This is a genomic window from Caulobacter vibrioides, assembly GCF_002310375.3.
Lineage (GTDB): Bacteria > Pseudomonadota > Alphaproteobacteria > Caulobacterales > Caulobacteraceae > Caulobacter > Caulobacter vibrioides_D.
Genome location: NZ_CP023315.3, coordinates 240,682 through 261,294 on the forward strand (window position 1 = coordinate 240,682; position 20,613 = coordinate 261,294).

Genomic DNA, 20,613 nt, shown 5'->3' on the forward strand with positions numbered 1-20,613 from the left:
GCTACTTCTTCTTGTCGCCGCCGAATGGCAGCTTGGCCTTGACCTGATCGAGGGGCGTCTTGGTGACGACCACCGGCGGCGGCACGTTCACCGGCGCGGTCTTGATCGGATAGGCGCGCCAGCCGGCCTGGATCAGGGCGTTGAACCCCTGGCACTTGGGCAGGTAGCGCACCAGGCCCGCGCGCGGCTTGGCGAACGGCGGCGGCTGGACCAGATCTTGCCGCTTGGGGTCCACGAAGCGCCAGTCGGTCGGCAGGCCGTAGCCCTTCTCGCCCCCGAGGCGGACCGCCTGATAGGCGATATTCGCCTGGAAAGGCTGGACGCCGTACTTGAGCATGGCGCGCAGGAAGATCTGGTCGGCCTCCTCGCGCTTGCCGGGCTCGCCGATCGTATAGAGCCAGTCGTGGACGATGGCGGCGCGCGCCGTCGGGCCTTGCGGATCGATGAAGGCCTGACCGTACCAGGGCACGCTGGCGAAATCGGTCACGTACCAGCGCGGCACCACGATCACCTTGCCGGTCTCGACGTCGCAGTAGGGGAACTCGGCGTCCAGCGTGAACAGCTTGCGGCCGTCCTTGGTCTGGTTGAACAGCATGATCGGCTGCGGCGTCAGCGAGCTCGGCGGCGTCGGCGCCACCACAGGCACAAAGACAGTCGTGCTCGTCTGTGTCGCGCACGCGCTCGCCAGCAGGGCGGCGCCGATCAGGGCTAGGGCGGTTCTCGAACGGGACATCGGCGCGTGATCTTCAGGAAGGTACAGGGTCTTCTGGGCGGCGTCAGTCTGATGATCAAGTCACTATGGCGAAGTTTCGACCCCCACAGGATTGCGACTGCGAATCTTCCGCAGATCATCGGTTTGTGAGAGGCTGTTGGCGTATTTGTCGCTGGAGACCCAACATGTCGATCACGCGCCGCCTTGTGGCCGCCGCCCTGCCGCTGACCGCTCTTGTTCCCGCCGTCGCTCATGCCCGTCCCGCGCCCGATTTCACGGCGATCGACGCCGACGGCAAGACGCGGTCGCTGTCGGAGTTTCGCGGCAAGACCGTGGTCCTGGAGTGGACCAATGAGGGCTGCCCCTATGTTCGCAAGCACTATTCCGGGAACATGCAGGGCCTGCAGCAGGCCGCGCGCGCCGACGGCGTGGTCTGGCTGACCATCGCGTCGTCCGCGCCCGGCAAGCAGGGCCACTTCGCGGACGGGGCCGCCGCCAAGGCCTGGATGAACGCCAAGGGCGCCAAGCCCACGGCCTTGCTGCTCGACGGCGATAGCAAGGTCGCCACGCTCTACAAGGCCAAGACCACGCCCCACATGTTCGTCATCGATAAGACCGGCGCGGTGGTCTACGAGGGCGCGATCGACGACAAGCCGACCAACAAGGTCGAGGATGTCCAGGGTGCCAAAAACCTCGTGGCCGCCGCCCTCACCGACCTGAAGTCGGGCCGCAAGGTCGGCACCGCGTTCGTCACGCCCTATGGCTGCTCGGTGAAGTACAAGGACGCCTAACCGCCATCGCGCCGTCTAGGCCGCAGGCCGAGGCGGCGCGATGATGACCTCGACGTTGTCGTTGAGCAGGTAGACCATGTCGCGGAGCGCGAGGTCCTGGGCCTTGGTCGTCTTGGCGACGCGCACGGCGGAGAGCTTCTCGGGCAGGTCCTGGCTGATGCCGCGCAGGATGCACTTGAGGTCGTCGACCGCGCCGCGCTCCCTCAGGGAGACGTGGCCCTTCATGTCCAGCGCCGCGAGATCGCCGATCTTGCCCGAGAACGCGTCGAAGGCCTTCAGCGGCGCGGCGGCGCTGGTCGGGTCGGCCTTGGCCAGTTGGGCGCGGTAGGTCTCGGCCTGGGCCTTCAGTTGACGCGCGCGCTTGACGATATCGATAAACAGCGGCTCACCCACCACAGAAGCGGGAGCAGCAGGCGCCTGGGCGACAGCCGGGGTCGGGCCTGTGCTTTGCCCTGGATTGAACGACGCCATCCAGAGCATGGCGGAAAAGGCGACGGCGTCACAGGACATGAGGGGCTCCCGCAAAAAACGTCATTGGTCTGCCATGACGCGGCGGCGCCTGTTTGATAAGCCCCGTTCCGTAAACAGCGATTTACCAAACCTGTGAGGACGACATGGCCGATCTCGACGCCGCCTGGACCCGCCTGGAAGCCGCCGCCAAGGCCGCGGGCGACAAGCGCATCGTCGAGTTCTTCGACGCCGAGCCGGGGCGCCTTGAGGCCCTGACCCTGGATGTCGCGGGTTTGCACCTGGATCTCTCCAAGCAGGCCTGGGACGAGGCGGGTCTCGAAGCCGCGCTCGATCTCGCCCACGCGGCCGATGTCGAGGGCGCGCGCGCCCGCATGTTCGGCGGCGAGGCGATCAATTCGTCCGAGGGCCGCGCGGTGCTGCACACGGCCCTGCGCGCCCCTGCGGGCGCCGATGTGAAGGCCCTGGGCCAGCCGGTGATGGCCGAGGTCGAGGCCGTCCGCCAGCGGATGAAGGTCTTCGCCGAGGCCGTGCGCTCGGGCGCGATCAAGGGCGCGACTGGCAAGCCGTTCAAGGCCATCCTGCACATCGGCATCGGCGGATCGGACCTGGGCCCCCGCCTGCTGTGGGACGCCTTGCGGCCGATCAAGCCGTCGATCGACCTGCGCTTCGTGGCCAATGTCGACGGCGCCGAGTTCGCCCTGACGACCGCCGACATGGACCCGGAAGAGACCCTGGTCATGGTGGTCTCCAAGACCTTCACGACCCAGGAGACCATGGCCAACGCCGGCGCCGCGCGCGCCTGGCTGGTGGGGGCTCTGGGCGAGCAGGGCGCCAGCCAGCATCTGGCCGCCATCTCCACGGCGCTCGACAAGACCGCTGCCTTCGGCGTGCCGGACGAACGGGTGTTCGGTTTCTGGGACTGGGTCGGCGGCCGCTATTCGCTGTGGTCGTCGGTCAGCCTTTCGGTGGCCGTCGCAGCGGGCTGGGACGCGTTCCAGGGCTTCCTGGACGGCGGCGCGGCCATGGACGCGCATTTCCGCACGGCCCCTCTGGAGAAGAACGCGCCGGTGCTGGTGGCCCTGGCCCAGATCTTCAATCGCAATGGCCTGGACCGCCGGGCCCGCTCGGTTGTGCCGTACGCGCACCGCCTGCGCCAACTGGCTTCGTTCCTCCAGCAGCTGGAGATGGAGAGCAACGGCAAGTCGGTCGGTCCCGACGGCAAGCCCGCCCAGCGCGGGACGGCCACGGTGGTGTTCGGCGACGAGGGCACCAATGTCCAGCACGCCTATTTCCAGTGCATGCACCAGGGGACCGACATCACGCCGATGGAGTTGATCGGCGTCGCTCAGTCGGACGAAGGCCCGGCTGGCATGCACGAAAAGCTGCTCTCGAACCTGCTGGCTCAGGCCGAGGCCTTTATGGTTGGGCGGACCACGGACGATGTCGTGGCCGAGCTGAAGGCCAAGGGCGTGTCCGACGCCGAGATCGCCACCCTGGCCCCGCAGCGGACCTTCGCCGGCAACCGGCCCTCGACCCTGGTGCTGCTGGACCGCCTGACGCCGCAGACCTTCGGCGCCCTGATCGCGCTCTATGAGCACAAGACCTTCGTCGAGGGCGTGATCTGGGGGATCAATTCCTTCGACCAGTGGGGCGTCGAGCTGGGCAAGGTGATGGCGAACCGCATCCTGCCGGAGCTGGAGAGCGGCGCGGCGGGCGACCATGATCCGTCGACTGCGGTCTTGATCGCCCGTCTCAAAAAGTAGTCTGACCAAGTCCCTCCCCCCTGATGGGGGAGGGGGACTCTAGAACGTCTTGCGCACCCGGAAGCTCATGAAGGTGCGGGGATTGATCGCGCGGTCCTCGACGAAGGCGACCGCCCGGCTCGGGCCGCGGTTGGCGAAGACGGTGCGGCGGATGCTGAAGTCGTCCCACAGGTTCAGCTGGGCGCGGATCGCCAAGGTCGGGGTGGGCTTATACTCGGCGAAGGCCTCGTAGTACTGGGCGCCGCGCCAGACGCTGGTCTGGTCAACGTCATAGGTGCCCTGGCCCAGCAGCGGTAGCCAGTTGATGCCCCACTGGGTCTTGTACTTGGTCAGGTCCTGCTGGAAGCCGATATTGGCCTGGGTCGGGCGCACGCCGGAGATCGGGCGATCCTTGCCGGTCGTGGGATCCTTCACATGGGTCTCGTTCCAGTCGTTCTTGAAGGTGAAGCGGCCGCCCTTGATGCCGAGCTTGTCGGTCGGCACCACAATATTAAGGCTCAGACGATCCAGGGTCGCGTCGCCGATATTGCCCACCGCCGACAGGCCGCCGGGCAGCGGCAGGCGGTCGATCACCCCGATGATCTCGTCGTGGCGGTAGGTGAGGGCGATGATGCCCTCACCCCAGAAGCGTCGCTCATAGCCGATCTCGCTGATCCAGCGCTGCTCGGGCTTCAGCTCGACATTGCCGCCGTAGACATTGCCGTCCTCCAGGTCCGAGGAGGCGGCGAAGTCTTCGAAGTCCAACTGACCCAGCTCCCGCTCGAAGCGGAAGCGCAGCTGGTTGTTGGCCACAGGCGTCCAGGTCGCGAGGAAGCGAGGCTTGGCGTAGAAGAAGCTCTTCTCGTTCTGCGCGTCGCCCGACTGCTTGATCGTCGAGGTCTCCAGGCGCAAGCCGCCTTCCAGGGTCAGGCGCGGATTGACCCGCCAGGTGGCCTTGGAGAAGGCCTCGCCGCGCAGTTCCTCGACCTTGACCGAGGCGCTGGGCAGCGGCACGGCGGCGCCCCCGACCGAATAGGCCTGCTTCACATCCAGCATGTTGTAGGCCACCTCGCCGCCGGTCTCGACGGTGATGGCCTTGCTCCAGTCGTGGCGGAGCTGGGCGCGGAAGATCGACTCGCCGCTGTCGCCCTCGGCGGTGAAGCGCTGCTGCGCCGCCTTGACCCCGTTCAGCGTTTCGTCGCTGGTCGAGGCGCTTTCGAAGTTTTCGAAGCTGTGGATGGCCCGCGTCTCCAGGGCCCAGTTGGGCGCCAGCGGGCGGGTGTAGGTCAGGCCCAGCTCCCCCGACTGCTCGTCATCGACGTAGTTGCTGCGACGCTCGGCGATCGCCGAGGTCAGGGTCTGCCACTGATTCCAGTCGTTGACGCCAAAGCGGGCCGTCGCTTCGATCTTGCCGCCGGCCAGGGGCGCCGAATAGTTGCCCCGGATGCTGCGCCCGCCGCCCCAGCTATCGTTCAGGAATTTCTCGTCGCGAAGGATCTTGCCGGTTCCGTCGCGACGAATGTTCGTCCCCGGACCATTGGAGTCGCTGCTGCCGATGCCGTCGCTCAGCGTCACGCCCCAGCTCTTGTCGCCGTTCGTGGCGGTGAACTGATAGCTGCCGCCGTAGAGATCACGGCCGCCGTCGAACTGGCTGGTGTTCCAGGTCAGGATCGACTGGCGGTTGGCGCCCTTCTTCAGGATCACGTTCACGACGACCGAGTAGCCCTGCATATCGACGCCCGGCGCGCCGCCACGGATCAACTCGATCCGCTCGACCCGGTTGGCCTGGGTGCGCGAAAGCACATTGCTGCCCGTGTCGTTCTTGGAGGCCGGGCGAGCCCCATTGATCAGGATGTTGCCGACCGCGCCCTCGAAACCCCGGGCGCCGCTGCCGTCCTGCACCGAAAAGCCGGGCACGCGCTGCACCATCTCCAGCGCGGTGTTGGGACGTTGAGCGGCGAAGAAATCGGGCTGGAAGATCAACACGCCCCGCTGGGCGGCTTCGGCCTGTGCGGCGACTTGCTCGGGCGTCAGGTCGGCGGCCTGGGCGGCGCCGGCCAGCAGAATGGCGGCCGCGCTGGCCAGAAGCATGGTCTTGGTCATCACTGGTTCCCCTCAGTGACGACAGCTCTGTACGCCCCGAACATTCATCTCAAGTTACAAGCCTGACATGTAGATTACATATCCGACAGCATTACGAGATCTTCATGTTTCTAAACTCGATTGGCCCTGCGCCATCACTTTGATGATCGCGATTTACTGCTGATCAGTGCTTTATTTTCGCCATTTTTCTGAGCGCGCGGCTCCCTCGAAGCGAGCGTGGGCGGTCGCTGCGTCGATTCGCAAACGACGGTCATCAAGGGCCGGCGCGCTGGGGTGCTTGAGCCTTGGCGCGGCTTGGCGCATGCTGGCGCCGTCAACCTCTCTTGTGTGGTTCATGTCCGAGATTGTGCGCGAGGTCCGGGCCTAACAGGCTCCGAACCTCGGTTCGAAAGTCGCTAGGCCCGCTCCGCCCGCGTTTCCCGCTTGGTGGAAGCGCGATCGTACGCCTCGATCTCTCGGACAATCCCTTGAACATCCCAAAGACGCAGCAACGCACGCTGCACGCACTGGCCCAAGGCGGCCGCATCGAACTCGAACGCGACGAGACGGGTCGGATCGTCTCGGCGGACTGCCTCACCCGCGACGGCTGGTCGCTGACCGACTGTACGGTCGCGGTGTTTCAGTCGCTAAGGCGCAAGCGTCTGATCGCCAGCCATGAGGGTGGTCCCTACCGGATCACTCGGCTGGGTCTCGCCAATCTCCGCGCCCAACTCGACAACCGGGTGGGCGCCAAGGCCTGGTGATCCTTCTGGCCTCGTCATCCAAGACAGCCTCTCAGAGGCTTCCGGGCTGACGAGCCACTAGGTCGTCAGCTTGAAGAACAGGACGCGCGCGGCGCCATAGTCGCGCGCGTCGATCTGCTCGAAGCCTTCCAGCGCTGGATCGACCTCGCCGCGTCCCCGTTCGAACATCAGGATCGCGCCCGGGGCCAGCCAGCCGCCGGATTTCAACTCGGCCACGGCCTTCTCGCCCAGGCCCTTGGCGTAGGGCGGGTCGAGGAAGGCGATGTCGAACGGCGCGCCGGCGCTGGCGGGACGCGGACCAAGATCGGTGGCGTCGCGCCGATGGACGCGGGTCACCCCGAACAGGTGCATGGCGTCGATGTTCTCGCGGATGGCGCCGCGCGCGGCCTCGTCGGTCTCGACGAACAGGCAGAAGGACGCGCCGCGCGACAGGGCTTCGAGGCCCAGGGCGCCGGAGCCGGCGAACACGTCGATCACCCGCGCGCCATGCAGCTCGGGCGCCCAGGCGGCGTGCTCCAGGATGTTGAACACCGCTTGGCGGGCGCGGTCGGAGGTGGGGCGCGTCGCGTCACCGGGCGGGGCGGCGATGGCCTTGCCGCGAAACTGGCCGGAAACGATGCGCATCAGGCCTTTTCCCAAGTCGAGCGGGCGATCGCAGGGCGCTGACGCCCCGCCCCCGAATCCTGCTCGCTCATTTTCGCCCCCTTACAAGTCGTAACCGGATGTGTGCCGCCGTCCGCGTCGCGCGGCAAGCGGGTGCTTTACAAGATCGCGGCCGCCCCGTCTTAGTCGCTACCGGACGAGAGCGGGCGGATAGGACAGATGGGCGAGTTAATGGAGACCGTGAGGCGTTCGCGCTTCCTGGCCGACCTGTCGCCCCTGGACCGTGACCTGCGGCGGAGCGCGCTGGTCATCCCGGTCGGGATCCTGACGGGCGCCGTGACGGGCCTGCTTGGCGTGCTGGCCGCAATCTTGGTCTTCATGCTGATCGTCAGCGGACTGGACGGAGCCGCCGCGGCGACGGACCTGTTCCAGGCCTTCTCGGGGACTGAGCAAACGAACCTTTCGGGACGTCAGTCGCTCTTCATTCTCGCCGCATTGGCGGGCCTCAATCTTGGCGCGGCGACGGGCTTTGTCATGGCCGCCGGCGCGGTTCACAAGCGGCCGTTCCGGGACTACGTCAATGACGGACAGCCGCTGCGTTGGCGGTTGGTGCTGGGCGGGCTGGTGCTGTTCGGCGTCGTGATGGCGGTGGTCATCAGCGGCGTCTCCGTGGTCGCCGGCCAGGCCCTCGAGCCGGTGGTTTTGCAGGTCTCGCCCAATCTGGTCGGACGGTCGCTTTACGCGGTCCTCGCTATCGCCCTGCTGATCCTCGCCTCGGCCGCCGAGGAGCTGGTGTTTCGCGGCTGGCTGCTGAAGCAGAGCGCGGCCTATATCCGAAATCCGATCGCCTTGATGGTGCTGAACGGCGTTCTCTTCGCCGCCATCCACCTGGATCCCAATCTCGACGCCTTCCTGTTCCGCGCGGCCATGGGGGCGGGCCTGACCTGGATGGCGCTGCGCCTGGGCGGCATCGAGCTGGGTGTCGGCGTCCACGCGGCCAACAATGTCGCCATCGTGTTGCTGCTGCGCCCGATCACCTTGCAGCCCGACGCCGCGCGCGAGTTTCAGCCCGGACTGGTCGCCAGCGCGGTGGTGATGCTGGCCGGCTTCATCGGGATCGCAGAGCTCTGGATGCGCTGGCCCGCCCTGCGGCGCTGGACCGGTCTGTCCGCCCCAGCCACCGCCTGATCAGCGTTTGGGGCCGCGCGAAGGGCCCGGACGCGCCGAGGGCTTGCCGGGGCGCTCCGCCAGACGACGCGCGGCTCCGTCGGCCGGCTTCGCGCCCGGACGGGGCGCGGCGGGCTTACCGCGCGCAGCGGGCTTGCCGATGTCGATGAATTTGCTCTCGATCGACTTGGCTGGACGCTTGGTCTTGGCGGGGCCCTTGGCCGGACCCTTTCCGGCGCCCTTGGGCGGACCGTGCGGCGAGGTCTTTTTCTTCGGCTTGGCCCAACCGGGCTTGTAGACCGGCTTCTCGGGCTTCTCCGGCGTGTCCAGGACCAGCGCCCGGTCGGCGCGCGGGGCGCCGCGACGTTGCAACTCGCCCCCGCCCTCGGTGCCCGGCGCCTTGGTGGGGTTGGCGATCCCCGCGAACTTGGGCCGGTCGCCGGTCGGCATGTTCTCGGGCGAGACAACGCCTTCGAGCAGCTCGCGGATGACGCGGGGGCCGACCTCCTCGATCTGACCGGCCGCCAGGGTCCCCAGCGCGAACGGGCCATAGGACAGGCGGATCAGGCGATTGACCTTCAGGCCGATCGATTCCAGCACCTTGCGGACTTCGCGGTTCTTGCCTTCCGACAGGCTGACCGTGATCCAGACGTTCTTGCCGCCGCCCGCCTTCTCGTGGGCCTTGTCGATCTTGGCGTCGATCGCGCCGTACGTGACGCCTTCGATGGTGACGCCGTCCTTCAGCTTGTCGAGCTTGGCCTGGGTCGTGTCGCCAAAAGCCCGGGCGCGGTAGCGGCGGACCCAGGCGTTGCTGGGCGTTTCAAGCGCGCGGGACAACTCGCCGTCATTGGTCAGCAGCAGCAGACCCTCGGAGTTCAAATCCAGGCGACCCACCGAGATCAGGCGAGGCAGATCCTTGGGCAGCGCGCCGAACACCGTCGGTCGCCCCTTGGGGTCGTTATGGGTGGTCATCAGGCCGGTGGGCTTGTGGTAGCGGAAGATCCGCGTCGGCTCCCGCTCGGCCACCAATTGGCCATCCACGGTGAGGAAATCGCCCGGCGCGACCTTGACCGCCGGCGTGGTCAGCACCTTGCCGTTGATCGCCACGCGACCGGCCTCAATCAGGCGCTCGACCTCGCGCCGCGAGGCGACGCCGGCGCGCGCGAGGGCCTTGGCGACCCGCTCGCCAGGCCCGCCGTCGAGATCTCCGTCTTGACCGTCGAGGTGAGGCTCGTACAGGGGATCGTGGGATTTGGTCATGGCGCGTCCTTCTTGGGCTGGGCGCATCTCTCGATGGGCTTTCGGTTTCTAATGCGCACTGATGGCAGCGAGGATCAAGACCACCGCATGATGCGGCTCGCGCTCGACGCCGCGCGCGCTGCGGCCGAGGCGGGCGAGACGCCGGTTGGGGCCGTGATCCTTGATCCCCGCACGGGCGAGGTGATCGCGACCGCGGGCAACGGCCCGATCGCGGCCCATGATCCCACCGCTCATGCCGAGATCGCCGCCATGCGGGCGGCGGCCGCCAAGCTTGGCAACTACCGGCTGACGGACCTGACGCTGGTGGTGACTCTGGAGCCCTGCGCGATGTGCGCCGGGGCGATCAGCCATGCCCGGATCGGGCGGGTGGTGTTCGGGGCCGACGACCCGAAGGGCGGCGCGGTGGTGCATGGTCCGAAGTTCTTCGCTCAGCCCACGTGTCACTGGCGACCGGAGGTGACCGGCGGCGTCCTGGCCGAGGAAAGCGCGGATCTGTTGCGCGGCTTCTTTCGCGCGCGCCGCAAGGCCAAAACCTAGTTAACCATCGCGGAGGTCAGCAGAACCTTCGAGCCCGGCTTGCCCAGCACCTGGTCGGCGGTCTTCTGCAACTCGCGACCCATATGATCGATGTCCGGCGGCGCGCCGCCGCGCAGCCCGGCGGCGTAGACCATCAGGGTCTGGGCGAAGGCGGCGCGAAGGCGGGGCGTCGAGGCCTGGGCCCGCTCCATCAGCTTGGCGTCCTTGATCTCCAGGCCCGTCTCGACAGTCATCACCCCTCGGCGACCGTCGCGGCGCAGGACGATCGCGTTGATCGGCGCCAGCGCGAAATAGGTGACCTGCTCCTTTTTCTCCTCCTTGCCCTTGCCGGCGAAGGCCGGCGTGGGCGCGAGCAGGGGAGCCGTGCAAAGGACGGCCATCAGAGCGAAGGACAGGAGGCGATGTCGGCGCATATCGCCTTCTAGCGCGACGTGGTTGACGTCCTCTTTACGTCTGCGGGCGCATCAAGGGGCGTTAACCACGATTCGTCGCTGCGCCCGCGCACCCTGAGGGCCGCTGGCAGCGTCGCAGGAGGCTGAACTTGGGTCGTTTTTCTCCCAAATCCCTCGATCTGGACGGCAAGGTGATCCTGGTCACCGGCGGCACCGGCTCTTTCGGACGGCGCTTCATCGAGACCGTGCTCCGCCGCTATGACCCCCGGAAGGTCATCGTCTACTCCCGCGACGAATTGAAGCAGAGCGACATGCAGATCGAGCTGCGCGAACAGTTCGACGAGGCGACGGTCGCCAAGATGCGCTTCTTCCTCGGCGACGTGCGCGACCGCGAACGCCTGACCCTGGCTCTGCGCGGCGTCGACATCGTCATTCACGCGGCAGCGCTCAAGCAGGTGCCGGCGGCTGAGTACAATCCCTCGGAGTGCATCCACACCAACGTGCTGGGCGCCGAGAACGTGGTCTGGGCCAGCCTCAGCAATGGCGTGAAGCAGGTCGTCGCCCTGTCGACCGACAAGGCCTGCAACCCGACCAACCTCTACGGCGCGACCAAGTTGGCCTCGGACAAGACGTTCGTGGCGGCCAACAATCTGTCGGGCGACATCGGCACGCGGTTCTGCGTCGTGCGCTACGGCAATGTGGTCGGCTCGCGCGGCAGCGTCGTGCCGCTCTATCGCCGTCTGCTGAGCCAGGGCGCGACCGAGCTGCCGGTCACCGACCCGCGCATGACGCGGTTCTGGATCACCCTGAACGAGGGCGTCGACTTCGTGCTATCCTCGCTGACCATGATGCGCGGCGGCGAGATCTTCGTGCCCAAGATCCCCTCGATGGCGATGCCCGACCTCGTCAAGGCGATGTCGCCGACGGCCGCGATGAAGGTCATCGGCATCCGCCCGGGCGAGAAATTGCACGAGATCATGATCAGCGCCGACGACGCCCGCTCGACGGTGGAGTTCGACGACCGCTACGCCATCGAGCCCAATTTCGCGGAGTTTGGCCGCGAGCCCTATGCGGCCTCGGACGGCGCCACGCCGGTTGTCGAGGACTTCTCCTACAGCAGCGACAACAACCACGACTGGCTGAGCCCCGAGGGCCTGCTGGCCATGCTGGAGGAGAAGGCCGCGCGATGAGCGGTTTCCTCCCCTACGGCCGGCAGACGATCGACGACGACGACATCGCCGCCGTGGCGGAGGCCCTGCGCGGGGACTTCCTGACCACCGGTCCCACGGTGGAGGCCTTCGAGGCCGCCTTTGCGGAAAAGGTTGGGGCGGGTCACGCCATCGCTGTCTCCAACGGCACCGCGACCCTGCATCTGGCGATGATGGCGCTGGGGATCGGCGAGGGCGACGTCTGCGTCGCCCCGTCCGTCACCTTCCTGGCCACCGCCAACTGCGCCCGCTATGTCGGCGCAGAGGTGGTGTTCGCCGACGTTGATCCTGATAGCGGCCTGATGACGCCAGACACCCTCGCCAAGGCGCTTAGCGGGGCGAAGGACAAGCGCGTCAAGGCGGTGCTGCCGGTGCACCTGCGTGGCGACGTCTGCGATCTCCCCGCGATCAAGGCCATGGCCAGCGCCTCGGGCGCAGTGCTGGTTGAGGACGCGCCGCACGCGCTGGGCTCTATCGCGACCTTCGACGGCGTCAAACACCCGGTCGGCGACGGCGCCTATTCCAGCTTCGCCAGTTTTTCGTTTCATCCGGTCAAGACGCTCGCCACTGGCGAAGGCGGCATGCTGACCACCAACGATCCGGCGCTGGCGGCCAAGGCGCGCCTGCTTCGCTCGCACGGCATGGTGCGCGCGGTGGGCGGCGATCCGTGGTGGTACGAGATGCCGGCGCTGGGGTTCAACTACCGCATTCCCGACGTACTGTGCGCGCTGGGCCTGTCGCAGCTTGCGAAGCTGGACCGGTTCGTCGCGCGCCGTCGCGAACTGACGGCGCTCTACGCCCGCCTGCTGCCGGAGCGCGCGCCGCGCGTCCGGCTGGCGACCAGTCCCGACCATTCGGATCCGGCCTTGCACCTGTTGACCGTGCTGATCGACTTCGAGGCTGAAGGACTCTCGCGCCGAACCGTCGTCGAGAGCCTCAAGGCCCAAGGCGTCGGGACCCAGGTCCACTACATTCCGGTTCACCGGCAGCCCTACTATGCTCAGCGCTATGGCGTCGCGGATCTGCCCGGCGCGGACGCCTGGTACGCGCGCTGTCTGACCCTGCCGCTGTATCCGGCGATGACTGACGGCGATGTCGAGCGGGTCGTGGACGCGCTGGCGGGAATCCTGGGCTAAAGGCGCTCAGCCCGCCGCGCTGATCTGGGCGATCAACGGCGCGCCCCGCCGTATTAAATTAAAGTTAGGCGCCTCCATCGCGCGCTCCGGGAGCCTCTAGAGACTAGTCGTCACTTGGGGGTCTCATGCTTCGCGTCGCTTCTTCCGTCTCAACACCGGCCGGTCTGAACCGGGCGCCCGGTCGTTCCGTCCGTCGCCTGATCGCCGTGAGCCTCGGCGCCCTGGCGACCATCGCCGGCGCGGCCCACGCCCAGGATTATCGGCCCAGCTTCCATCCCGACACGCTGAAGGGACCGCCGCCCGGCGCTGCCAACGAGGTTCTGGTGCTGGGGACCATCCATCTTTCGGGACTGCCCAAGACCTTCGACCCGAAGACCCTGACGCCATTGCTCGACCGCCTGGCCGCCTGGAAACCGACGGGTGTCGCGACCGAAGACCTGTCGGGTCTGCAGTGCGACGCCTTGCGGCGCTATCCGTCGCGCTACGCCGAAACGGTCAAGATGTACTGCCCCGACCCCGCGCTCGCCGGCCGCGTGACGGGCCTTGACGTGCTCGCCGCCAATGCCGAGGCCGAACGCCTGCTGGCCGCGTGGCCGGCGGAGCCGACGGCGGCCCAGCGTCGCCACCTGGCGGCTGTGTTCCTCGCCGCCGGCGAGCGGGGCTCGGCCCTGGTGCAATGGCTTCGCCTGCCCGAGGCTGAGCGCCACACGGGCGATGGGCTGAACGACGAACTGGTCACGGCGCTGGAGGCGCTGAAGGTCCGCCGCGGCGAAACCAGCCTTATCTCCGCCGTCCTCGCCGCGCGCCTGGGGCACGAGCGGCTGTGGAGCGTCGATGACCATTCGGCCGACACCTCCGGTCCGAGTGACCCGGCCGAGGAGAAGGCCTTCAACGACGCCATCCAGAACGCCTGGGACAACCCCGTCAGTCGCGCCCGCCGGGATCAGTACAACCAGCTGCAGGAGGGGCTGTCCGAGCCGGACGGCGTGCTCAAGATCTACCGCGCCAACAACACGCCCGCAGCCCAGATGGCGGCTTACCGAGGCGACTTCGGCGCCACGTTCATGGAGCCGTCGCCTCAGAAATTCGGTCGGCGGTATCTGGGCTACTGGGAGACCCGAAACCTGCGCATGGTCGCCAACATCCGCGACGTGCTGGGCCGCTACCCCGGCATGCGGCTTTTGGCCATCGTGGGCGCGTCGCACAAGGGCTACTACGAGGCCTATCTGAACCAGATGCACGACGTCCGTCTGGTCGACGCTCGGACGGTGCTACGCTAAGCGCCGGGTCAGGCGGCTTGCGTCAGCAGGCTCTTGATCAGGTCCATCGTCTGGGGCGAGCTCGCCAGCTGTTCGCGGGAGCTGGGATCCTTGGCCAGCTTGAGGGCCTCGAGCCGCGCCTTGTCGGCCACGGGGCCGGTAGGGCCGGCCTCGCCCATGGCCAGCTTGGCCAGGAGCTGCAGGCGATGGGGCAGGGGCGCCGGCGCGCGCACCAGCATGGTCAAAAGACGGGTGTCGGCTTCGACGAGCGCGCCGATCTCGCCCAACTTGGCGCACAGCGGCTCGTAGTCCTCGCGCACCAGACCCGATCGGGACAGCGCCCGTTGAAGCGTGGCCAGATGACTGAGCTTGGCCACCGGCGAGTCCGGTCCCTGGCGCATCTCCTTCTCGAAGCGCATGGCGCTGATATTGGCGTTGAGCCACCGCGAGGCGTTGCGCTTGTTGACCGCGCCCATGACGTTCTCCGCCAAGCGGATCAACATCTTGACCTCTTCGTGCGCCGAGCGGTCGCGGCCGAGCAGGGAGTCGATGAAGTCGCCGTTGAGCAGGGTCTTCGAGCGCGTCGTGAAGGCGACCTGGATGTCTTCGCCCTGCAGGATGCGGCCGGCGGCGGCGGTCAGCCCCATGGCCAGCGCGCGCAGGAACTCGATCTCAGCCTCGGCGTCATTGGGCTTCAGGCGGCGGACGCCGTTCAGCTCGGTCAGCACGCGCTGGGCGATGGCCTTGCGCACGCTGGGGAAGTTGTCGCCGGCCAGCCACTCGCCGAGCCTGCGAGCGGTGCCTGACAGCTCGGGCATACAGGCGCGCACGCTGGACTCAATGCGGATAAGGGCCTCTACGGCCGCGCCGCCGGTCAAGCGGGTCATGGCGGCCAGGGTGGCGCCCAGGTCGTCCTTGGTGTCCAGGAGGTCGGCCATGCCGGCGCGCGAGCCGATGATCTCGGCCAGCGGCGTCTCGATCGCTTGCAGCGCGGCGACGCGCGCGCGGGGCTCGGCGGGGGCGGCGTCGGCCAGGTCGAGCAGGCGCGCGATCTTGTCCGACCAGTTGGTGGCCGGCGCGATCGACGCGGCGACGCCGGCGCCGAGCAGGAAGGCGCGGTCGGGGTCGGCGACCAGGCGCTCAGCGGCCTTGGCGAAGCCTTCCTTGTCGAGGTCGGGAAGTGCGCCCTTCTTGAACGCCTTCATCAGGTTGGCGATGGTGCGCTCGACCAGCCCGTGGAAGTGGCGCATGACCTCGTGGACGGATTGCCCACGCGCCTCGGCCTCGGGGATAGCGATCTTCTGCAGCGCATGCTGCAGGTCCGTGCCGGACGCTTCCAGCTTCTCGACCAGATCGGGTCGGTGCAGCAGTTCGAAGGGCGTCGCCTTGTGGCGCGACAGCCAGCCCTCGAGCAGGCGACCGATCCGGTCGCGGGCGTGGGCGGTATAGAGATCGGCCGGCTGGACGCAGAGCGGATCGCGGTCTTCGACTTCCTTCTTAGGCTTACCGCCGTCGACGAGGCCCTTGGTGAAGATCGAGATCGACTTGTACTCGCCGGTGGACGGGTCGAGCGTCTCCTTGGTCACCCGCGAGGCGACCGCGCGGTTCTGGGCCAGGACGTCTTCGGCCACCTGCAAGGCGTGCGCGCGGTTTTCAGTGGCGATTTCCAGCGTCCACTGCGCGCCGACCTTGCGTCGGACAAAAAGCTCGTAATGAACTTGGCCCATGCCCTACCCGCTCCAAGAGCGATAACTATGGCGTATGAGACCTTAAGGCGAAGTTGAGGATACTTTGCGGTGACCTGGGCGCCGCAATCGCGCCTTTCTCGGGCCGCAAAGCGCCGACAGAACCAGGGAAAGCTTCGCCGCGCCGTGCGTTGAAGCTGTGACGCCCGACCGATAGGATCGGGCGAACACGGAAGGTGAAGGACACGTATCGACCCGATGGCCGCGATCACGCTCATTGACGACGACGAGAACATCGTTGCTTCGGTCTCGCTGGCCCTGGAGAGCCATGGCCATACCGTGAAGGCCTATTACGACGGGGCCTCCGGTTTGGAAGCGGTGGAGGCCACTCCGCCGGACCTGGTGATCCTGGACGTGAAGATGCCGCGCATGGACGGCATGGAAGTGCTGCGCCGCCTGCGCCAGACGTCTGAGATCCCGGTGATCATGCTGACGTCCAAGGACGATGAGATCGACGAGATTCTCGGCTTCAACCTCGGCGCCGACGACTACATGCACAAGCCTTTCAGCCAGCGGCTGCTGCTGGAGCGGGTGAAGGCTGTTCTGCGTCGCGCGCGTCCCGAGGAGGACGACGCCCCCTCCGCCGCGGGCGCCGCCGGCTCCAAGATGATGAAGCGCGGCAAGCTCACCCTCGACCCCGCGCGTCACGACAGCCTGTGGGACGGCCGGCCCGTGCGCTTGACCGTGACCGAGTTTCTGCTGCTGCAGGCTCTGGCCCAGCGCCCGGGCTTTGTGAAGAGCCGCGACAACCTGATGGACGCGGCTTACGACGATCAGGTCTATGTCGACGACCGTACGATCGACAGCCACATCAAGCGGATGCGCAAGAAGTTCCGCCAGGTCGACCCGGAATTCGACTCCATCGAGACTCTGTACGGCGTTGGCTATCGTTACCGCGAAGCCTGATAAGGTCGCGCCTGAGCTCAGGCGTCGCTTCGCCTGGCCGCGCGGCTCGCGGCTGGGACGCCTGATCGTTGTCCTCAACGTCGTGGCCCTGGCGATCGTCATCGTCGGGGCCCTGATCCTTAACGAGCTGCGCAACGGGCTCGTGAACGCGCGGATCGACAGCCTGTCCACCCAGGGCGAGCTGATCGCCAACGTCATCGACCAATCCGCGACGGTCGGTGAGCCGGAGCCGGCGCTGGATCCCTACGCGGCCAGCCAGATCTTCCAGCTGCTGTTTATCCCCCGCTCACAGCGCGCCCGCCTGTTCGACGCAAAAGGTCAGGCGCTGGCGGATTCGTTCGTTGTCGCCGATCGCGTCGACTGGAAGGTCCTGCCGCCCGCTCGCAAGCCGGACCAGAAGGACGCGGACGCCCGGACGACGCCCGAGCGCGACGCGAAGGCCAAGCGCGCCCAGGCGGCCTTGGCCGACGAAATCGCCCAGGCCATGCGCGGCCGCACGGTCGCAGGGACCCGGATCGCCGAGAACGGCGAGCGGGTCGTTTCGGTGTCCATCCCGATCCAGCACGTGAAGGCGGTGCTGGGCGTCCTGACGCTGGAAGCCAGCGACGTCGACGAGATCATCGCCGCCCAGCGCAAGGCTCTGCTGCCGTTCATCGCGGTCGCCATGCTGGCCATTCTGACGTCCAGCGTCCTGCTGCATCGGCTGATCGCGGTGCCGGTGCTGCGGCTGGCGCGCGCGGCGGACCACGTGCGCCTGCAGGGCGCGCGGGCCATTTCCCTCCCGGATGTTTCCGAGCGGAAGGATGAGCTGGGCGACCTGTCACGATCGCTGGAGGACATGACGCACGCGCTGTCCGAGCGGATGGACGCTATCGAGCGCTTCGCCGCCGATGTGGCGCATGAGATCAAGAACCCGCTGACCTCGATCCGTTCGGCGATCGAGACGCTGGATCTCGTCACCGAACCCGCCGCTCGCGCGCGGCTGCTGGCGATCCTGCAGAACGACGTCAATCGCCTGGATCGCCTGGTCACCGACATCTCCAACGCCTCGCGTCTCGACGCCGAGCTGTCGCGCGAACATCCCAAGGCCGTCGATCTGGGGCGGCTGTTGGCCGAGGTGGTCAGTCTCTACGAGAACCAGCTGCGCCCGGGCGAAGCGCCGGGCAGCGTGCGTGTGTCACTCCGCCTGACCGATCCGTCGTCGCCGGCGATCATCCTGGGACGCGAGACGCCTATCGGACAGGTGTTCCGCAACCTGATCGACAATGCGCGCTCGTTCAGTCCGGCCGACGGCGAGGTGCGCGTGACCTTGTCGCGGACGCGCGGCGCCCTGATCGCGGCCGTCGAGGACGATGGGCCCGGCATGCCGCCCGAGAACCTGGAGACCATCTTCGAGCGCTTCTATACGTCTCGGCCCAAGGGGCGGGCGTTCGGCGGCAATTCGGGCCTGGGCCTGTCGATCGCTCGGCAGATCGTCGAGACCCATGGCGGCAAGATTCATGCGGAGAACCGCAAGGACGCGAGCGGTCTCGTCGTCGGGGCGCGGTTCGTCGTCGAATTGCCGGACGCCCGCGAATGATCCGCCACGGGGGGCTGATCGCCCTGCGCCAGGGCGGGGTCTGGCGCGGCGCCTTGATCGAGGGCCCCTCCGGGGTGGGCAAGAGTGATCTGGCCTTGCGCGCCCTCGACCAGGGCTTCCGACTGGTTGCTGACGATCGCGTCGTGACCTTCGCTGCGGGCGGTCGTCTATACGGACGCGCGCCCGACGCCCTGGCGGGCCTGATCGAGGTGCGCGGGCTGGGCGTCGTCGACACCGCCGCTGTGGCCTTCGCGGAGATCGCGCTGGTCGTCCGCTGCGTGGACGCTCCGGAACGTGTCGAAAGGCTGCCCGAGCCACGAGTCGAGGCGATGATGGGCGTGGATGTTCCCGTTTTCGACCTGTGGCCGCGAGAACCCGCCGCGCCGGCGAAAATCAGACGCATGATGCAGTCTCTTGGAGTCCAATCCTAACGGGCGTATCAAGACCGCCCGCGCGACGCTCTCCCGGTCGTGGCGGGAATGGGGACCCCGTTTGAGATACAAGGCATGATCGGGCTCGTGATTGTGACGCACGGGCGTCTGGCGGAAGAATTCGTTTCCGCCATGGAGCATGTCGTGGGGCCGCAGGCCGCCGTGAAGGCGATCTGTATCGGCCCCGAGGACGACATGGAACGTCGCCGCGCAGATATCTTGAAGGCGTGCGCCGCGGTGGACGAAGGCGGCGACGGCGTCATCCTGCTGACGGACATGTTCGGCGGGACGCCCAGCAATCTGGCCATCTCGGTGATGGAGCAGACCAAGGCCGAGGTCATCGCCGGCCTGAACCTGCCGATGCTCATCAAGCTGGCCAGCGTGCGCCAGCGCGAGACGCTGCAGGCCTGCGTCGCCTACGCCCAAGAGGCTGGACGCAAGTACATCTCCGTGGCCTCCTACGTGCTCGCCGGAGAAAAGTGACGCGCATGGCTTCAAGAACGGTCGAGATCGTCAACGAGCGGGGATTGCACGCCCGGGCCTCGGCCAAGTTCGTGAAGATGGCGTCCGGTTTCGACGCCGAGGTCACCGTCAGTCGTGAAGGCTCTTCGGTCGATGCTCGATCCATCATGGGCCTGATGATGCTGGCGGCCGGTATCGGGTCCACCATCGACATCAGCGCCGAAGGCCCCGAGGCCGAAGCCGCCGTCGAGGCTCTGTGCGAGCTGGTCGGCGCCCGGTTCGACGAGGAGCGGTAGAGCCCGCTCCGCTCCCGGGCGCGCGCCTTTGACGGGCCCCGTCGACCAAACCCACGCCGTCAGCGTCCTGAGCATACCCGTCGCGATCAAGGGCGAGCGGGCTACGATCGGCTTGATCAAGCGGCCCGGCAGGCGACGACAATAGCCTCTGGCGTCGACAGGATCGCGGCTCCGGTTGTTCCCACACAACGCGCGGGGCCAGCGATCCTGTTCTGATTTGAAACGAGGCTCTACGCCTCGCGGCGGCGTCCTAGCCGCAGCCTAGTAGACGAGACCGATGCTGCTGACAGCGGCGGCCGCGACGACGAAGATGGCGATCGCCACCAGTTCGTAGGCCTTGAAGAGCGGTTTACTCGGTGTACGCATTGACTGTTTCCCCCGTCCCAATTTGGTGCACGTGAACGCATCCTGCGCAAGGGCGGCGCCAGGTCTGTCAGGGCCTTTTTCCGGGCCAGATCAGGTATCCGATCCGATCCCGGCCCGCCGCGACATAGTTCGGCGCGTCGGCGCTGGACGGCGGACCATAGCGATCCTCCGTGTAGCGCTCGCGCGCGCCATAGCGATGATCTTGGGTTTCGACCGCCAAGGGCGCCTGGCCATAACCCCACCGGTCGTAGTCGGACCAACCGCGCTCGGCGCCGCATTCCACGCGTTCAAAACGATAGGCGCCGCCTGGTCCCGTGACGCGCCGCGTTTCGCAACCCCCAGCCGAGGCGTCGGGCGGCGAGACGCGCGGATCGACGTGACCGCCACGCCCTGAGCCCGCATGGGCGGGGGCCGCCGCCAGGCTGACGCCGGCGAGAGCCAGGATTGAAAGACGGCGAACAACGATCATGGGCGACTCCTGAATTGTTAACAAAACCTTTCCAAGGCCCCCGTCATCGCCCTTCACCCGACGGGCGAGCTTGCGCATTCGCCGACTTCCCCTGGCGCGCATCGCCCGTCAGAGCGTGACGCCGAAAGTGGGAACCGGTTTCGGCGCTAGTCACGCTCTAACCGTATGATTTAGAGCCTTCTTCTCGCGTCAAAACGATTCCGTTTTGAAGCGGAAGGCTCTAGCGTGCGCTCAA

Annotated in this window: 22 protein-coding genes; 13 read left to right on the top strand and 9 right to left on the bottom strand. The window is 67.2% G+C overall.

Annotated features, from left to right (window positions below):
- Position 1: 1 nt before the first annotated feature.
- Positions 2 to 733 carry a DUF1353 domain-containing protein gene (locus tag CA606_RS01130; protein WP_181242726.1) on the bottom strand — a complete coding sequence of 244 codons (732 nt, stop codon included), beginning with the start codon at positions 731 to 733 and terminating at the stop codon, positions 2 to 4.
- A gap of 164 nt (positions 734 to 897) precedes the next feature.
- Here CA606_RS01130 and CA606_RS01135 point away from each other — a divergent pair, with 164 nt between their 5' ends.
- The gene (locus CA606_RS01135; protein WP_096053914.1) at positions 898 to 1,503 is read left to right on the top strand and encodes a thioredoxin family protein; all 606 of its coding nucleotides are present in this window, start codon (positions 898 to 900) and stop codon (positions 1,501 to 1,503) included.
- 15 nt (positions 1,504 to 1,518) lie between these two features.
- Here CA606_RS01135 and CA606_RS01140 read toward each other — a convergent pair whose 3' ends face one another.
- Entirely contained in the window at positions 1,519 to 2,013 is a 495-nt protein-coding gene (locus CA606_RS01140; protein ID WP_096052784.1) for a hypothetical protein, read from the bottom strand.
- Positions 2,014 to 2,117: 104 nt separating this feature from the next.
- Between CA606_RS01140 and pgi the strand changes: the two genes are divergently transcribed.
- Entirely contained in the window at positions 2,118 to 3,737 is a 1,620-nt protein-coding gene (gene pgi / locus CA606_RS01145) for a glucose-6-phosphate isomerase (RefSeq protein WP_096052783.1), read from the top strand.
- 39 nt (positions 3,738 to 3,776) lie between these two features.
- Here pgi and CA606_RS01150 read toward each other — a convergent pair whose 3' ends face one another.
- Positions 3,777 to 5,822, bottom strand: a complete 2,046-nt coding sequence (locus CA606_RS01150) for a TonB-dependent receptor plug domain-containing protein (RefSeq protein WP_096052782.1) — start codon at positions 5,820 to 5,822, stop codon at positions 3,777 to 3,779.
- A gap of 464 nt (positions 5,823 to 6,286) precedes the next feature.
- On the opposite strand from CA606_RS01150, the gene CA606_RS01155 reads away from it, so the two are divergent.
- Positions 6,287 to 6,562 (top strand): YjhX family toxin, encoded by a 276-nt coding sequence (locus CA606_RS01155; protein ID WP_096052780.1) that lies wholly within the window; start codon positions 6,287 to 6,289, stop codon positions 6,560 to 6,562.
- Positions 6,563 to 6,619: 57 nt separating this feature from the next.
- On the opposite strand, the gene rsmD is transcribed toward CA606_RS01155, so the two are convergent.
- Positions 6,620 to 7,186: a 16S rRNA (guanine(966)-N(2))-methyltransferase RsmD gene (rsmD, locus tag CA606_RS01160; RefSeq protein ID WP_096052779.1), complete on the bottom strand. Its 567-nt coding sequence runs from the start codon at positions 7,184 to 7,186 to the stop codon at positions 6,620 to 6,622.
- Positions 7,187 to 7,384: 198 nt separating this feature from the next.
- Here rsmD and CA606_RS01165 point away from each other — a divergent pair, with 198 nt between their 5' ends.
- A complete protein-coding gene (locus CA606_RS01165; RefSeq protein WP_096052778.1) occupies positions 7,385 to 8,353 on the top strand; it encodes a CPBP family intramembrane glutamic endopeptidase in 969 nt (322 codons plus the stop codon).
- On the opposite strand, the gene CA606_RS01170 is transcribed toward CA606_RS01165, so the two are convergent.
- A complete protein-coding gene (locus CA606_RS01170) occupies positions 8,354 to 9,592 on the bottom strand; it encodes a pseudouridine synthase (protein ID WP_181242727.1) in 1,239 nt (412 codons plus the stop codon).
- A 51-nt stretch (positions 9,593 to 9,643) separates the two neighbouring features.
- Between CA606_RS01170 and tadA the strand changes: the two genes are divergently transcribed.
- Positions 9,644 to 10,129, top strand: a complete 486-nt coding sequence (gene tadA, locus CA606_RS01175) for a tRNA adenosine(34) deaminase TadA (RefSeq protein WP_096052776.1) — start codon at positions 9,644 to 9,646, stop codon at positions 10,127 to 10,129.
- Here the strand turns inward: tadA and CA606_RS01180 are convergent.
- Positions 10,126 to 10,542, bottom strand: a complete 417-nt coding sequence (locus CA606_RS01180; protein WP_096052775.1) for a hypothetical protein — start codon at positions 10,540 to 10,542, stop codon at positions 10,126 to 10,128. The two genes, tadA and CA606_RS01180, sit on opposite strands and share 4 nt — an antisense overlap.
- Positions 10,543 to 10,670: 128 nt before the next feature.
- On the opposite strand from CA606_RS01180, the gene pseB reads away from it, so the two are divergent.
- The 3 genes from pseB to CA606_RS01195 all read left to right on the top strand — a co-directional run bounded on the left by pseB (position 10,671) and on the right by CA606_RS01195 (position 14,145).
- Entirely contained in the window at positions 10,671 to 11,711 is a 1,041-nt protein-coding gene (gene pseB, locus CA606_RS01185; RefSeq protein ID WP_096052774.1) for a UDP-N-acetylglucosamine 4,6-dehydratase (inverting), read from the top strand.
- Positions 11,708 to 12,865, top strand: coding sequence for a UDP-4-amino-4,6-dideoxy-N-acetyl-beta-L-altrosamine transaminase (gene pseC, locus CA606_RS01190; protein WP_181242728.1), 1,158 nt, complete (start codon positions 11,708 to 11,710; stop codon positions 12,863 to 12,865). Before pseB ends, pseC begins: the two co-directional genes overlap by 4 nt.
- Before the next feature lie 125 nt (positions 12,866 to 12,990).
- Positions 12,991 to 14,145, top strand: coding sequence for a DUF5694 domain-containing protein (locus tag CA606_RS01195; protein ID WP_219933444.1), 1,155 nt, complete (start codon positions 12,991 to 12,993; stop codon positions 14,143 to 14,145).
- Positions 14,146 to 14,153: 8 nt separating this feature from the next.
- On the opposite strand, the gene CA606_RS01200 is transcribed toward CA606_RS01195, so the two are convergent.
- Positions 14,154 to 15,851, bottom strand: a complete 1,698-nt coding sequence (locus CA606_RS01200; RefSeq protein ID WP_096052773.1) for a hypothetical protein — start codon at positions 15,849 to 15,851, stop codon at positions 14,154 to 14,156.
- A gap of 216 nt (positions 15,852 to 16,067) precedes the next feature.
- On the opposite strand from CA606_RS01200, the gene CA606_RS01205 reads away from it, so the two are divergent.
- The 5 genes from CA606_RS01205 to CA606_RS01225 all read left to right on the top strand — a co-directional run bounded on the left by CA606_RS01205 (position 16,068) and on the right by CA606_RS01225 (position 19,543).
- Positions 16,068 to 16,775 carry a response regulator transcription factor gene (locus tag CA606_RS01205; protein ID WP_096052772.1) on the top strand — a complete coding sequence of 236 codons (708 nt, stop codon included), beginning with the start codon at positions 16,068 to 16,070 and terminating at the stop codon, positions 16,773 to 16,775.
- Complete coding sequence (locus CA606_RS01210) at positions 16,750 to 18,354, top strand: ATP-binding protein (RefSeq protein WP_096052771.1); 1,605 nt, start codon at positions 16,750 to 16,752, stop codon at positions 18,352 to 18,354. Before CA606_RS01205 ends, CA606_RS01210 begins: the two co-directional genes overlap by 26 nt.
- Positions 18,351 to 18,785 (top strand): HPr kinase/phosphorylase, encoded by a 435-nt coding sequence (locus CA606_RS01215; RefSeq protein WP_096052770.1) that lies wholly within the window; start codon positions 18,351 to 18,353, stop codon positions 18,783 to 18,785. Before CA606_RS01210 ends, CA606_RS01215 begins: the two co-directional genes overlap by 4 nt.
- A gap of 75 nt (positions 18,786 to 18,860) precedes the next feature.
- Positions 18,861 to 19,268 carry a PTS sugar transporter subunit IIA gene (locus CA606_RS01220; RefSeq protein ID WP_096052769.1) on the top strand — a complete coding sequence of 136 codons (408 nt, stop codon included), beginning with the start codon at positions 18,861 to 18,863 and terminating at the stop codon, positions 19,266 to 19,268.
- Complete coding sequence (locus CA606_RS01225; protein ID WP_096052768.1) at positions 19,265 to 19,543, top strand: HPr family phosphocarrier protein; 279 nt, start codon at positions 19,265 to 19,267, stop codon at positions 19,541 to 19,543. Before CA606_RS01220 ends, CA606_RS01225 begins: the two co-directional genes overlap by 4 nt.
- Positions 19,544 to 19,804: 261 nt before the next feature.
- On the opposite strand, the gene CA606_RS01230 is transcribed toward CA606_RS01225, so the two are convergent.
- Both CA606_RS01230 and CA606_RS01235 read right to left on the bottom strand, forming a co-directional pair.
- The gene (locus tag CA606_RS01230; RefSeq protein ID WP_096052767.1) at positions 19,805 to 19,909 is read right to left on the bottom strand and encodes a hypothetical protein; all 105 of its coding nucleotides are present in this window, start codon (positions 19,907 to 19,909) and stop codon (positions 19,805 to 19,807) included.
- Positions 19,910 to 19,976: 67 nt separating this feature from the next.
- On the bottom strand, positions 19,977 to 20,378 hold the full coding sequence (locus CA606_RS01235) for a hypothetical protein (RefSeq protein WP_181242729.1): 402 nt from the start codon (positions 20,376 to 20,378) through the stop codon (positions 19,977 to 19,979).
- Positions 20,379 to 20,613 lie beyond the last annotated feature (235 nt).

Bases quoted from the DNA above. Each gene is read 5' to 3' on its own strand.
- CA606_RS01180 (WP_096052775.1), bottom strand. From the start codon at position 10,542: ATGCGCCGACATCGCCTCCTGTCCTTCGCTCTGATGGCCGTCCTTTGC.
- CA606_RS01230 (WP_096052767.1), bottom strand. From the start codon at position 19,909: ATGCGTACACCGAGTAAACCGCTCTTCAAGGCCTACGAACTGGTGGCG.
- CA606_RS01135 (WP_096053914.1), top strand. From the start codon at position 898: ATGTCGATCACGCGCCGCCTTGTGGCCGCCGCCCTGCCGCTGACCGCT.
- rsmD (WP_096052779.1), bottom strand. From the start codon at position 7,186: ATGCGCATCGTTTCCGGCCAGTTTCGCGGCAAGGCCATCGCCGCCCCG.
- CA606_RS01200 (WP_096052773.1), bottom strand. From the start codon at position 15,851: ATGGGCCAAGTTCATTACGAGCTTTTTGTCCGACGCAAGGTCGGCGCG.
- CA606_RS01165 (WP_096052778.1), top strand. From the start codon at position 7,385: ATGGGCGAGTTAATGGAGACCGTGAGGCGTTCGCGCTTCCTGGCCGAC.
- CA606_RS01220 (WP_096052769.1), top strand. From the start codon at position 18,861: ATGATCGGGCTCGTGATTGTGACGCACGGGCGTCTGGCGGAAGAATTC.
- CA606_RS01215 (WP_096052770.1), top strand. From the start codon at position 18,351: ATGATCCGCCACGGGGGGCTGATCGCCCTGCGCCAGGGCGGGGTCTGG.
- CA606_RS01170 (WP_181242727.1), bottom strand. From the start codon at position 9,592: ATGACCAAATCCCACGATCCCCTGTACGAGCCTCACCTCGACGGTCAA.
- CA606_RS01235 (WP_181242729.1), bottom strand. From the start codon at position 20,378: ATGATCGTTGTTCGCCGTCTTTCAATCCTGGCTCTCGCCGGCGTCAGC.
- CA606_RS01195 (WP_219933444.1), top strand. From the start codon at position 12,991: ATGCTTCGCGTCGCTTCTTCCGTCTCAACACCGGCCGGTCTGAACCGG.
- tadA (WP_096052776.1), top strand. From the start codon at position 9,644: ATGCGCACTGATGGCAGCGAGGATCAAGACCACCGCATGATGCGGCTC.
- pseC (WP_181242728.1), top strand. From the start codon at position 11,708: ATGAGCGGTTTCCTCCCCTACGGCCGGCAGACGATCGACGACGACGAC.
- pgi (WP_096052783.1), top strand. From the start codon at position 2,118: ATGGCCGATCTCGACGCCGCCTGGACCCGCCTGGAAGCCGCCGCCAAG.
- CA606_RS01205 (WP_096052772.1), top strand. From the start codon at position 16,068: ATGGCCGCGATCACGCTCATTGACGACGACGAGAACATCGTTGCTTCG.
- CA606_RS01140 (WP_096052784.1), bottom strand. From the start codon at position 2,013: ATGTCCTGTGACGCCGTCGCCTTTTCCGCCATGCTCTGGATGGCGTCG.
- CA606_RS01130 (WP_181242726.1), bottom strand. From the start codon at position 733: ATGTCCCGTTCGAGAACCGCCCTAGCCCTGATCGGCGCCGCCCTGCTG.